Annotated in this window: 17 protein-coding genes; 16 read left to right on the top strand and 1 reads right to left on the bottom strand. The window is 24.4% G+C overall.

The genetic code is table 4. The annotated features are described in order from the left end of the window. Nucleotides 1-521: 521 nt before the first annotated feature. The 15 genes from AACL22_RS06250 (at nt 522) to AACL22_RS06180 (ending at nt 12,405) form a co-directional block, all read left to right on the top strand. On the top strand, nt 522-935 hold the full coding sequence (locus AACL22_RS06250) for a hypothetical protein (RefSeq protein ID WP_338990460.1): 414 nt from the start codon (nt 522-524) through the stop codon (nt 933-935). A gap of 131 nt (nt 936-1,066) precedes the next feature. After that, on the top strand, nt 1,067-1,894 hold the full coding sequence (locus tag AACL22_RS06245) for a hypothetical protein (RefSeq protein ID WP_338990458.1): 828 nt from the start codon (nt 1,067-1,069) through the stop codon (nt 1,892-1,894). Nucleotides 1,895-2,766: 872 nt separating this feature from the next. Continuing rightward, nucleotides 2,767-3,051, top strand: a complete 285-nt coding sequence (locus AACL22_RS06240) for a hypothetical protein (protein WP_338990457.1) — start codon at nt 2,767-2,769, stop codon at nt 3,049-3,051. Continuing rightward, nucleotides 3,006-3,500, top strand: a complete 495-nt coding sequence (locus AACL22_RS06235; protein ID WP_338989476.1) for a hypothetical protein — start codon at nt 3,006-3,008, stop codon at nt 3,498-3,500. Before AACL22_RS06240 ends, AACL22_RS06235 begins: the two co-directional genes overlap by 46 nt. Further along, nucleotides 3,478-3,738 (top strand): hypothetical protein, encoded by a 261-nt coding sequence (locus AACL22_RS06230; RefSeq protein WP_338989308.1) that lies wholly within the window; start codon nt 3,478-3,480, stop codon nt 3,736-3,738. Before AACL22_RS06235 ends, AACL22_RS06230 begins: the two co-directional genes overlap by 23 nt. Beyond that, the gene (locus AACL22_RS06225; protein WP_338989310.1) at nt 3,738-4,136 is read left to right on the top strand and encodes a hypothetical protein; all 399 of its coding nucleotides are present in this window, start codon (nt 3,738-3,740) and stop codon (nt 4,134-4,136) included. Before AACL22_RS06230 ends, AACL22_RS06225 begins: the two co-directional genes overlap by 1 nt. A gap of 11 nt (nt 4,137-4,147) precedes the next feature. Beyond that, entirely contained in the window at nt 4,148-4,606 is a 459-nt protein-coding gene (locus AACL22_RS06220; protein ID WP_338990456.1) for a hypothetical protein, read from the top strand. A gap of 17 nt (nt 4,607-4,623) precedes the next feature. Next, nucleotides 4,624-5,850, top strand: a complete 1,227-nt coding sequence (locus AACL22_RS06215) for a hypothetical protein (RefSeq protein WP_338989314.1) — start codon at nt 4,624-4,626, stop codon at nt 5,848-5,850. A gap of 39 nt (nt 5,851-5,889) precedes the next feature. After that, entirely contained in the window at nt 5,890-7,485 is a 1,596-nt protein-coding gene (locus AACL22_RS06210) for a hypothetical protein (RefSeq protein ID WP_338990455.1), read from the top strand. A gap of 12 nt (nt 7,486-7,497) precedes the next feature. Next, the gene (locus tag AACL22_RS06205; protein ID WP_338990454.1) at nt 7,498-8,343 is read left to right on the top strand and encodes a hypothetical protein; all 846 of its coding nucleotides are present in this window, start codon (nt 7,498-7,500) and stop codon (nt 8,341-8,343) included. 146 nt (nt 8,344-8,489) lie between these two features. Beyond that, on the top strand, nt 8,490-8,627 hold the full coding sequence (locus AACL22_RS06200) for a hypothetical protein (protein ID WP_338989081.1): 138 nt from the start codon (nt 8,490-8,492) through the stop codon (nt 8,625-8,627). Between the two features lie 123 nt (nt 8,628-8,750). Then, on the top strand, nt 8,751-9,029 hold the full coding sequence (locus AACL22_RS06195) for a hypothetical protein (protein WP_338989080.1): 279 nt from the start codon (nt 8,751-8,753) through the stop codon (nt 9,027-9,029). Between the two features lie 13 nt (nt 9,030-9,042). Next, nucleotides 9,043-10,296, top strand: a complete 1,254-nt coding sequence (locus AACL22_RS06190) for a hypothetical protein (protein ID WP_338989078.1) — start codon at nt 9,043-9,045, stop codon at nt 10,294-10,296. After that, nucleotides 10,296-10,484, top strand: a complete 189-nt coding sequence (locus AACL22_RS06185) for a hypothetical protein (protein ID WP_338990452.1) — start codon at nt 10,296-10,298, stop codon at nt 10,482-10,484. Before AACL22_RS06190 ends, AACL22_RS06185 begins: the two co-directional genes overlap by 1 nt. Then, nucleotides 10,441-12,405: a hypothetical protein gene (locus AACL22_RS06180; RefSeq protein WP_338990450.1), complete on the top strand. Its 1,965-nt coding sequence runs from the start codon at nt 10,441-10,443 to the stop codon at nt 12,403-12,405. Before AACL22_RS06185 ends, AACL22_RS06180 begins: the two co-directional genes overlap by 44 nt. Nucleotides 12,406-12,514: 109 nt before the next feature. On the opposite strand, the gene AACL22_RS06175 is transcribed toward AACL22_RS06180, so the two are convergent. Further along, nucleotides 12,515-12,874, bottom strand: coding sequence for a hypothetical protein (locus AACL22_RS06175; protein WP_338990448.1), 360 nt, complete (start codon nt 12,872-12,874; stop codon nt 12,515-12,517). Between the two features lie 326 nt (nt 12,875-13,200). Here AACL22_RS06175 and AACL22_RS06170 point away from each other — a divergent pair, with 326 nt between their 5' ends. Next, nucleotides 13,201-13,527, top strand: a complete 327-nt coding sequence (locus tag AACL22_RS06170) for a S1 RNA-binding domain-containing protein (RefSeq protein WP_338990447.1) — start codon at nt 13,201-13,203, stop codon at nt 13,525-13,527. Nucleotides 13,528-13,540 lie beyond the last annotated feature (13 nt).

The raw sequence follows: 13,540 nt of genomic DNA, 5'->3' as shown, positions 1-13,540 counted from the left end.
TTTTTAATTATTAACATTATTAAGTTCACTTTAATTATAACATTTATTTTTAAAAAACATTTTTGCATTTTTGACAATAAATCTATATAATATTTGCAAATAAGGTAAAATAATTCTTTAAAGGTAAGGTGTAGTAAAATGAACAGGCTATTTGAAATTAATTATATTGATTGACCATTAATATTATTTATTGCTAAGGTATTAGTTTTTTTGCTGTTGTTTATTTTGCTTCATATCTTACAAATCTTACTGTTTTAAAAAAACAAAGTTTAACAATTATCTTTTTAGTCGGAATTCAAACTAGTTTTTATTTTTTACTAATGGATACAACGAATTTATTGGTTCTTAGTAATCTCCTTTCCTTAACAGTTTGCTTAATTAGTTTATGAATCTTAATTGGTAAACAATTGCTTCCTAATTATTATAATGATTCAATTATTTGTCTTTTTTCAATTATATTTAAAGTTAGTTTAATAACAATATTTGCAATTCATAAAGCTAGCATCAAAGGCTTAGACAATATGATTATTCTTATTTTTCTAGTTTTTATTTCATTTATTGCAACAATATATTTTTTTAAACAATATTGAACAAAATATTTAAAAATTGTCTTAATTAATAAAATTTTAGCTTATATCAATACATTTAAGCCATTTCATTGTGCTTTAAATGAAACTAATATTTCTCTTGTATTATTTTCACAAAATGTTTTTGTTTTAATTTCCCTTGCTTTTTCTGTTAATAGTACAATTATGTTTAAAAAACTTTCATTAATTTTAAAACAACAAAATATTAGGGAAAATTTTAGTTTCATTAATTTATGTGAATTAAATGATGCTATTAAGTCTTTGCAAATGCATATGCTAGTAAATAAACGTAGTGAAAAAGAATTAAAAATTATTGTAAATGGTTATCAACGAGAGTGTTTAAATTAGTATAGTCTTCTAAATGTTATTTTTAATTAAATAAAATTTTACAAGTTAAAAAATAAAAAAGGAGATATAAATAATGAAAAAAATTTTTTATCTTAAGTAGTGTTATTTTAACAAGTTCACCTGTTTTTAGCTTGAGTGGATGTGCACCTACCCCTGCTGGACACCGTGATATTGATACAACAAGTGGGGGAGATAATGATAACAATGGGGGAACTAGTGTTGATTATGAAAAAAATCGAATTATTAAACGATTAACTAGTTTTAGTGAATTGTCACCTCTTGTTGTTGAAAGTAATGAATATCAAAATGTTAACAATGATGCTACTTTCAGCATTTTAGAAAGTAAATTTAAAGAATTTAGTGATGATTTAATGCTAACACAAACAAAATTTACGCCTATTGAAATTGCAGAAGATGGAACTGCTCATTATGGAGAATTAACAGTTGTTGCTGATTATAAAGATAAAGAATTAACTAATCTAAAAACAAAAGATTCAAATTTTTTAATTCCTGTTGCTACTAATAATTTAAAATGAACAAATGATACAGTTCAAAAATTAAATAAAAGTATGACGATGGTTTTAACTAAAATGAATCTTCCCTTTCAAGACACTACCTTAGCAATTGGCAAGATTTTATCGTTGGTTACAACGTTTCATCTTTTTGATAATTTGCCAAAAGTTATTCCAACTTCATTTAATGCGGATAATGAAAATTGAAAAAAATGAGAAGCCTTTGTTAATAATGAATTAATGAATTTACCACTTGCTAATAAAATGCTTAAAAATGGTGAAATTAATGAAACAAAAAAGAAAGATCTCTTGTTAGGTACTACTGCAGAAATAAAAATTAAAGCAAAATATCTTAATATTTTAAATAGTTTAGTACCAGATATTATTCATTTCCGTAATTTTGTTCTTGAGAAACGTGAACAACAAAAATCACAAAATTTGAGGTAGTCGGAAAAAAGTTGAGGTTTTATAAAAATTATAAATAAAGTAATTAAATACAAATTAAAGTAATCGCTTATTAGAGCGATTTTTTTATTTGCATTATTCATCAGATAGTATCTTTAAAATTAAAAATTAACCTATTTTTTCCCTACAAATTAGTTAATTTTTATAATTTCCTTTCTGTGATTTATTATATTTTTTCGGTTTAACAACTAATAATATCATTTTTAATAAAGGTACTATCTGATGAATAATGCAATCTAAAACTTAATATTTTTTGATGCTTAAAGATGGATAACTCATCTATGGCACGAAGCCTTAAAGAAAGTGTGAAAGCGATTGGATTTACTACTCCTATTTATTTCTTTAATTCTCGGCAAGATTAATCACTTGCGAAATGTCAGAGCATGTGTTTTTTGGCTTGTTTTCATAAAAAAAGTGCTGTTAAACCGAAAAAAACAATATCGGACACTAAAAAAACAAGAGGGTTGGAACTCCAAAAGGTTATTTTCTTTATATAAAGTTGTGTAGGGATGGATGAAGCGTAATTAATAACTGGGTAAACTGTTTTTTGTTTATTTCCGTATGGGGGATAAACTCTATCAAAATATCCTATCCGCCCCCGCTCACTTCCCAAAGTGAAGCGGGCGGCGAAGTAATTAAATACTAAAATAAATTATTTACTAAATATCAAAATATTAACCAATAAAGGAATATTATGTTTTTTTACAGAAGGAAAAATATTTGATGAAAAAATGAAATAAAAAAATTAAAAATAAATTACAAGAATTAATGATACGAGCTTATCCAGTAACGGTAAATGATATTAATAATGAAATTTGAGCAACAAATAAAAAGAATTAAGGAGTATAGATAAAATGACAGAATATAAAAGCAAATATATTAATAAAACTTGAAATGAAATAACAGCATCATTTGATTGAATTAATTGTCAACCTATTAATTGTCGTATTTCACATCATAAAAAGCATTATGATTTGCAATGTTTAGAATGAGCCAAAATGTACTTAAATTTATTTAAAAACAAGTGAGATGTTATTGTTTCATATATGCAATATTATAAAATTAACGATATTTTAGATTTAGCATCCGATGGATGAAAAATATTACAAATTGACAAAAAAATAAAACAAATAAATTAAAATATATTATTGCAATTGACCCTGCTGGAGTTGGTCAAACTGGTATTATTATTTATAATGTTTTGCAAAAGAAAATAATTAATAATATTACTTTTAATTCCAAAAATGAAGAAGAAGCAATAAATAATATATATTTAATATTAAATCAATTTAAAAATAAAATTTGTTCTTATTTAAATAAAGTTGTTGTAATAATTGAAGATTATCAACTTCATAAAGGTTTAAAAATAAAAAATCCATTATCTACTCCTAAATTCATTGGTGGTTTAAAAGTTTTATGTAAATATCTATTTAATTTAAATTATGTTTTACAATCGCCAGTTGTTAAAAAAAATTATATTTATAAAGGAAATATTAAAATGTCAGAGCACGAATTAGATGCTTGAAAACATTTACAATATTTTTTAAAAAAGGAAGTGATAAATAATGACTATAACAGAATCAATTAAATTTAACAAAATTAAAGAAGAAAATGAAACACTTAAAAAAGAACTTGCTGAAAAAGATAAAGAAATATCTAAATTAAAACAAGATGTGGCAGATTTAGAATGTAATCAATATACTTTAGAAGCAAAACAATTATATAAAGAAGATTTTTACAAAAATCCATATTCAACAGGTTCTATCGATTGAATATTAGTTGACAGTTCAAAATATGACAAATTATCTAATAAGGATGTTAAATAATGTCTCAAACAAAAAGTAATTTACCTAAAAATTCTAATAACTGTAAACCTAAAATAAAAAATAAAAAAGTTAATAAGTTAGAATTAACTGTTAGATTACATGAAAATCCTATTAAAACAAAAATTAAGGCTCTTGTTGCTGGTGGTGTTGAAGTTGATGCTTGTTCGGCTAAATGTCAGTGAGAAGGATTAAATTACTCAACATTATCAATATATAACCCATCTGTTTTAACTGAGTTTTTGAAATTAAAAAAAGATGATGAGATAAAAATTAAAGGCTCAGTATTTAATCAGTTAAATATAAAAACTAAGCGCTATTTTTTGTCTTTTAGAGTAGATAGTTTTGAAATTATACAAAAAGCAATTAGAAAAAGAATAAATACAAATATTAAAAAATAGGAGGAAAAACAATGGCATTAAAAAATGTAAAATATGTTCTTATTGATGAAAATAATGAACCTATTAAAAATGAAGATGGTAGTTTAGATATTAAAACTGCTGAAATTATTTTAGAAAATACTGCTGAAGTTGAAGAATTTAATGCAAGTAATTTAGAAAGTAATAATCAGCAAATCAACGAACTACAAACAAAAAATACTAAATTAACTTCACAAATTGAACAACAAATAATTCAATTAAAACAAATTGAAATAATTGACTTTATTAATTCTTTAACTGATAATGAAGAATTTAAAAATGTTTTATTAAAGTCTTATGATATTACTGATGATATTGAAATCATTAAAGCACAATTGCAAAGTGTTTATGATGAATTAATTAAGGTACAAATAGTTAATACTGGGGGCGTACCAAAAGTAGTAAACAAAGAAAACAATATTTTAGATACAGACAATGTATTTAATAAATAAGAAAGAAGGAGATAATTGTGGCACAAAATCCACAAAGAATTTTCGGAGATATTGCTAATCAAGCAACACAAAGAGACCGAGAAACATTTGAACAATGATATTTACAAACTTATCAACAAAAATTTAGTTGAGAAGCACTATTTGCGTGAAAAGAAGCCAATAAGTTTGGTTTAACATATAAAAGAAAGAAAAATATTAAATACAATGAAGGTCTAGGAAACGAAGGACAAGTATTTAATACTGATGATAACCTACTAAAATATTCAACAGTGGAATTTGAAGATGGAATTGTTGAATTAGATACAATTTTAACTTTTGCTCGTAAATTAGATCCCATAGAAAGTGATTTTAATCCTAATCTTTGAGCAGCTGATATTGAACAAGCAATGGATACTGAAGTTGCTTATAAACGTAATAAAATTTTAGAAATTATTAATAAAGGAACAGTTACAACTATTCAAGGCAAAAAAGCAGATGATACAAATGCTTTACAAATTCATGATGAAATTATGGATAAAATATATGAAAACGGCTTTACTCCATCAGAAACAATTGTTTTAGGTTCGGCTGATTTTATTCGTGGAATTCGTAATAAATTACAGTTACAACTTGGAGCAAACGACCAAATAAATAGTGTAATCACAACAAGTGGAGCAATGAAAACTGTTGAAGGAACAACATACTATATGGTTCCTAAAAAATTACCAATTATTAATAAAGATGGTTCAGAAGGAACAATTGAATTATTACCAAATGGAGTTAATGCAATTGCCTTTAAGTTTAGCAAAAAATATGACCCTCTTATTTTACGCAAAAAAGACCATACTCCGTTAAGAGTTGGTGCTGCTGCGTTAGGTACTGGTATGGGTAATACTTTGATTATGGAAAGAGTTTTATATTTAGGTGGAGCAGTAGTTGAACCTAAGGGAATTATTAAACATATTGTTGCAAAAATTGATATTAGTAAAATTAATAAAATAGATAAACCAACTATACATGTTACAGACCCAACAAAAGCAACAGCCGAACAGTTAAAACCACAATTTAAAGATGTTGTTTTAAAAGCAGTAAAAGCAGTAAATAGTTCTTTAACTGAAAGTGATTTTGATTACTTTATTGAAAGTAAAGGTGAAGACTGACCAATTAATATTACAAATGATAAAACAGTTGCAGTTCAAATTGAAGGTAAAAACAACGCTACTGGTCAAACAAATCCGATTGATGTTAAAATTAAAAATTCTTAATAGTACTAAAAAATAGTACTTTTTCGTTTGATAAATGATATGCCAATTGGAACATCTAAAACAGCCCTTATTTATGCTGTTAAAAAAAATCCAACTAGATTGTCAATCCAACAACAAGAAAAAAGTTTTGGTTTACAGTTATTAGAATTTTTAGGAATTCAAGTTTTAGCTCCTGGTTTATCAGTTTTAACTGGTGGTATTGCTTCGGCTGTTGGTCTTGGTGCGGGATTATCTAATTTTGCCGCAGCATTTATCTCGTTTGGAGTAGAAACAGCAACCGATTTTGCCGTAAATCAAATATATGATAAATTAACATCAGAAGTAACAGCAAAAAGTACCGCCTTAAATTTGTTACCAGCAATTGGTGGAATTGGTAAATTAACGCGTGCTGTTCGAACAACTAGAATTTTAAAATTAGCAAAAGAAACTAAACTACTTGAAAAATTAGGTGTAATAACTGCTAATAATTTAGAAGATGTTGTAAGGCAAGTTACAGATAAAAAGATTTTATCTTCTAAATTAATATTTGATTTTACAAAGCATGCTAATAATGAAACTTTATTATATACAATTGGAAAATTAGCCCGAAATGATTTTTATAAAGGTTTTAAAGTTTCTAATTTAGAAACAATTAATAATTTATTAAAAATTGAGAAAAATATTCAAAAAATAAGTCCTAAATTAGTTCAAAAAATACCACGCGTGAATGAAAAAAATGCTAATAAATGATTGTCTGAATATGGATTAAATATTGATAAAATAAGTAAAATTAATACTAATGAGTGATATAACATTATGACTAATCTTCATAAAAAAGGTGTTGGTAAAAATCTACTATTAAATGCTAATTTAATGAGGGGCAGTAAAATATATAATAATAAATTATTAAATATTTTTCATCAAACACCAATTAAATTAAATAAAATTTTAAATCATTTAAACCCAAATTTTTATATTCAAAAAGTAACTAAAAAATTATTAGCCCCTATTGAAAAACAAATAATTACTATTAAACAAAAAGTAATTAGTAAAATTACTGATAAAACTAAAAAAATATTATCTAAATTTGAAACTAAGGCTATTAAAAAAGGTCAATTATTACCTTTTGCTTATGGTTCTGATGTTTTTTTAGCAGTTAAAATTGTTCCTTTATCAGTTGCGGGTGAAGTTGCTTTAACAATATATTACAAAAATCCTAAATATGTCCCTATTGTCGTTATGACAACTTTAATCAAAGCAGAACAGTTTGTTTTGGCTCCTGAACCGTTTAAATTCTATATGAACAGTGAGTGGTTTATTGGTTGGGGATTTAAAAAAACAAGTTTGTTTAATTTAGTTTCTATTGCCCCACTTGCTTATCAGCAAGTAGTAAAAGATAGTTTTAAAATATATCGGACAATTGCTAAGATATTAAAAATGCAAGAACAATTTAAAAATAACTTTAATAAAGATAAATTGTTAAATACGCTAGAAGATAGTGCAATTACTAGTTTATTGGGTAATGGACTAGTATTTCAAGCATATAAACAACTCAGAACAAAACAAGATTTAAACAAAAAAATTAAAACAAAAACACTATCAAGTAGTAAAAAGTTTATCTTAAATAAAATCAAATCAAAAAGAAATAAATGATAAGGAGATGATTAAATGTTAAATGAATTATGACAAAATGTTACTTTGGAAAATTATAATAATTTTATTCCAATGACAGGTAAAATTACACAAGTTCCAGTTCGTTATAATAAGTTCTTTAAAGGTGATGTAGAATTATGATTTAAAACATTTGCTTTAAGAGCCCAAAATATGATTAATTCTTACTTAAACTATCCATTTTCAAAGCTAAAATTTGAAACATTTAAAGACCCATTATTAAAGAAAATTTGTATTAATATGGTGTTTATTACGATTGAACATTGAACATTTAATCGCATTCCAATTGAATTTTTTACTTCGGCAAATATGAGTGTTGGTGATATTAATTATTCTTCACAAAATGACCCTATGGCAACATGACAAGGTCTATTGCCTAGCTATGCAAAATCATTGGCTAATCTAACAACTTTAAAAAAAATGTTTCGTACTTTTCAAAAAGAAGGTATTGATTTAACAATGATAGATTTAGAAGCATATTATACCCAATTTGAAGTTGATGTTTTAATAGAAAAAGAAAAAACTAAGATTGATAATAAAAGTATTATTAAAAATAATAATGGAGAAATTGCGGTTTCAGATTTAAAACAAAATAAAATTACTTTAATGCCAAATGTTAGTAAGCGTAATAATGCTGATTTTAGTGCTGAAACTGGTGAATTAAGAATATGAGACCCAAGCTTCCAAAATAATGACCAAGTTGCAGATTTTAGTGTTGTTAAAACAAACAAAACGCCCGGACTAGAAGCAACAGATGACACATTACCAACCACTAAATACATTAATGAACATTATGCTTTAAAAAAAGTATTGGGCAGTGAAAAGAAGTTGGAGAAAGAGTAAACGAAAAAGTAATTAAATATAAATTTATTTTAGGGAAAAAATATAAAGTTCATTTTATTTGAGAACGACCAACCGCAGATTTTGTTATAACAACTTGTTTTGAATGTAAAAATAATGGTGGTGGTTTGCAAACTATTTCAACTAGTTTGGCCTTGGGAAAAGGCGGGGCAACAAGAATTGGTTTTTTAAATGTAGATAATTCTTCTAATAATCATAAAGTAGTAATTTCAATGACGGGTGATGAATATTCGCCAACAATTCTAAAATTAGAAGAGTTACAATAAATTAACGAAGATAATTATGTTTAATAAAAATATTACAATTAAAAATAATAATGAATTAATTACAAATTAATGCTAATTTATTAAAATAAAAAAATAATTTAGAAAGAAAGTAGAGTGTTATAAATGAATTTAAAAGATTATAAATCAGAAATTTTATTATTAATTCGTAAAATATTTATTTGGGGATTAGGGGCAATTTTAATAATAAGTGCAATTGTGTTATTTTTTTGCAAAGCATTTAAAGTAATTGAAATTTCATGACCAGAATATTTTTATATTGGTTTATCATTACTTATTAGTGGTGTTTTAGTCTATTTAATTGATAAAATTTTTGAATTTTTTAAGAAAGATAAAAAACAAGATAGTATTGAAGATGTTATTAAAAAAGAAGAAACAAAATAAAGAGGTGTTATAAATGGGATTGTTACCAGCCAAAAAGAAATTAAAAAAAGAATATGATATTGATAGTTATTATCTTAATTTAGCATCAACAATTACTAATCGTAAAAATGTTACTGTTCAAAAACATAATGAGATTTTAGAAAAAAGAATTTGTGAAGATAATGCTAATTTTTTAAATCCACGAGATTTAGAAATTAGCATTTATAATTTTATTACTAATCAACAAATAAACTCTAAATTAATTAATATCTTTTTAAAAATGCAAGACTTTACTAATAAGAATTGATATAACGAATATAAAATTAATAAAAATGGTAAGGGTGCATATTTTATTTTTGCTAATAATTCAAAACTTAATTTTATTACTATTGATTTTTACAATGACCATTATGATGAATTAGGTAATTTAGTATCTTGCACTTTTGATTATGACCCTTATATTAAAAATGACCAGAGTATTTTTATTACTGAAAAATTAGAGATTGATTCTGTAACTAAACAAGTTAAAGTTATTAGAAAGTTAAAAACACGATTATATAGTACTATTACCGACTTATATATTGATGATGTTAAATGAAATAACTATACAACTTTACAAAGAGAAGAAATATTGCCACTTAATTTTATTCCAATTGAAATAATTCCTAATAACTCTAATTTTGAACCTTCTGCTCGCTATGGTAAGCAATTTGCTAGTATTTTAGATATTATTGCTGAAAAGATAATGTTAGACCCATTGTTAAATAGTGGTAAATTTACCATTAATACTAATGGAGTTACTGGTGTGGTTGACCAAGAAATTAGTAAAATGCTGGCATCATTTATTGAAAATGACTTGTTATTAGTTGAAGGAGACCCTGATAGTAATTTTCAACCAGTAGACTATATCGCTGGTAATTTTAAAGGTGAACAATTAACTAAAATATATGATTGATTGTTAACTAATTACTATAAAATAAATCGCCATCATGTTCCCGCAATCGCTAAGGGAGCACAACAAACGCAAGCAGAAGTTGCTGGTGTAAATATTCAAACAAATGCATCATACGAACAAATGATATACATTAGAGAGATTAAATTAACTGAATTTATTATTAAGTTAATTAAATATGATAATGCTGTTTTAAATAGTAGAACATTCAATATTAAAAATATTGATGAGTTAATTGTTGATGTTCGCTTACCAGTAAATGCTACTTTAAACAAACAATTAAAAAACAACGAAACTATTATCAATATTCCTAATGAAGAAGGAGAACAAGAATAATGTTAAAACCATCTGAAAAAATGTTAGCAAAATTAGCAGAAAATGATGAACCAATTGATTATTCAATTGATAGTATTCCGTTAGATTTTGCTATTCAATCACAGTATAGCGACCCCGATTTAGAACAATTATTTAGTGAAGACCGTGCTAGAACCCTTTATATTTATAAAATTAATAATTCTTGTTAAGACAAAGCAAAAACCAATCTTAAACTACTCTCAAAATAGCGTTAAAATAGGTTTTATTGACAAAGATGAATATATTAAAATAACTGGTTATGAAATTAGTGATTTTAATTTTAAATTACAAATTCAACAAAATACCACAGTCCAAGATAATAGCACAAGTTATGTAATGATTGATGAAAAAGATATTTTAATTAATGATATTTCAAAAAAAGACAAAAAATTTTTAGAATCCTATGACTTAAAAATAGTATCTATTAATGAACCAATTACCGAAGACAACAAAAATGAATGTTATATCATTGAAGAATACAAACGCCCTTATTCACCTGATGGTGTTGATATTATTAAATCTACTCATTTAGTTAAAATAACTGACTTTAAATGAAAAAATCAAAATAGTATTCATTTAGTATTACATAAATCATTACCCGAAGATACTGTCTTTACTGGAATTGAAATTAAATATCCTAAATCAATGTTATTTGGAAATATTAAATGCTGAGGCAATGTGAATGGTGTTTATTCTTATCCACAATCAATTATTCAAAATGCTAACTTAGTACCCTTACTATCAATGCCAATTGAAACAAAACCTAATGTACGAATATTTCAATATTGATTAGGATATAGTTTTTTATCATGAGTAATTGCATTAAATTATATTGAGGAAAAGGATTGTTTAATTTTAACTAGTATAGATGATTTACCATCTAATAAACAAAAAAAAGTATTTAATAATGTTAGAATTGCTAGTGGAAAAATAAATTTTGCTGGAACTAGTGCAACATTTCCTTCAGAAGCCCCAAAACCAAACTGACCAGAAGGTAATCAAATAACTATAAAAGATAATGATTATGTTCAAGTAGCAAATTATTCATTAGGTATTGGTATTGGTACTCGTGATGTTGCAAAATGAGTATCAACAATTGGAAATAATAATAATAATAATTATGGTAATGTTGTTTTAGAATTTAAACAAGCACCTGTAAAAGGTAATTTAGCAGATGTATTGAAAAAAATGCTAACTTATAGATATAATTATGATAGAAAATTTGAAGGTGCTAAATATGATGAAAAAAGAAATCCTATAAATAAAATTGCTGAATTACGCCAAAAATTTGAAGGACAAAAACCAGAAAATGTTATTGATGGTTTATTTGAAGAATGAAAATTTAGAAACCCATCTTATCTTAATGATAGGGCAGTAAAAAGATTTAAACAAATTGTATACATGTTGTCAAATTATGTATATAGTAATATGGCAGTAAATAAAGGTTATAATGATGATATTAAATTAATTGCTCCGTATTATTTTGAACTAGTTTCAATATCAAATGAATCAGAAAAAGATTACTGAATATTTGAAGATTGCAGAGTTAAATTAAAATCATCATATTTTAATTTTTCTGATTTAAAAAATATTAATATAGAAAATATAAAATTAAATAATTTAAAAAATATAAATAATAATATTTCAGAAAATAAAGTTTATCAATTAGAAACAAATTTTTTTAATTGATTATCAATAACAAACGAATTAGAAACAAATAATATTCCTTCACTTATTCCGGCAGAAATTAAACTATCAGATGGAGAATATGGCAAATACTTAACTAATTTAATTATTTCTAATAATAAATTAGAAATATGTTTAGAAAAACTATTTGATTTTCATAAAGAAAGCATTATATATTCAAAATCAGAATGATTAAATTTAATTAATAATTTTGTTGAAAATAATATTAAAATACTTTTTTCACAAAATATTAATTTTTTAAGCAAAATTGAAATATCAGGAATATGAGGTTATGGAGATTATGATATTACAATTTTTACTGAAAAAGAACAAATTAATATTAATAATTTAGAATTATTTAATAAAAACAATGAAAAATTATCATTAGTTACAATAGAAATGTAAAAAAAGTCATTTATTAAAATGACTTTTTTAATTTATGAAATAATCATCAGGATATTTTCTATCTCATTCTTTTGAATAAACATCTGAATTTCATGTATCTATATTAAAACTATATAAATTCATTTTTTTCAAATTTATTGAAAAATCCTCCTAAGGCAATAGAATATAATTTATCAGGATAACTTCCTTCAACAATTGGATTGTTTGTACAATAAAGTTTTATTGCATATTTTTGTAAATTTTTATTATCTTTTGTTTTGTATTTTATTTTCATTTTTCCAATTTTTTCACCTTTATTACAAACTATTGTAGTATTATCTCTTTCAAAAAAAGTTCTATATTTTTTGTCTTTTTCATGAGTAATTGCAGTAAGTGTAACTAATACAATCATGCATAAAATTAAAATGGTAGATAATATTATATATATTGATATTATTTTATGTTTTTTAACTAATTTCAACAACTTCATAATAATTATCCTTTCAATATTATTTAAAGTTTTTAATCAATCTGGGCTCGCGGGATTTTCATAAGTTTTGCGAAAAATGCCTTAAAGTTTAAAAAAACTTTTGCCGCGCTTTTCAAAATACTTGGGAAAAATTCTAAGCGTTAAGCGAAGAATTTTATAAAGGTTCCCAAATTTATTTGAAAGAATCTCAAAATCTTTTTTAACTTGTAAGTCATTTTATCACAAAAATTTAAGAAAATCAACCGCTCGCCCAATTCCTGCAAATGATTTTTATAGTCTTAATGATATAATTAAAGCATTTAAAGAAAGGAAGTATATTTAATTTTATGTATAAAAAAGGAAATAAAGTTAATGTTAAAATAACAAACATTACACCTTATGGTGCTTTTTGTAGAGCAGAAAAGGCTGGTGGTTTAATTCATATTAGTGAGATTTCAGATTACTTTGTTAGAGATATTAGAGATTTTTTTGATGTTGGTGATGAAATTGAAGTTGAGATACTAAATTTTAATTCAGTTAGAAAACATCTTAAATTAAGTTATAAAAATTGTCATCCTGAACTATTGAAAAATGATGATGGTAATAAAATACAAGAAAAATCACCTAGTTTAGAAAAATCATTAAATACTAATTATTTAATAAATAAAAAGTAAATAAAATTTATAA

Source organism: Spiroplasma endosymbiont of Seladonia tumulorum (assembly GCF_964020235.1).
In the GTDB taxonomy this organism is placed as follows: domain Bacteria; phylum Bacillota_I; class Bacilli_A; order Mycoplasmatales; family Mycoplasmataceae; genus Spiroplasma.
The sequence above is the reverse complement of the archived record's forward strand: the minus strand, read 5'-3'. Positions and strand labels throughout refer to the sequence as shown.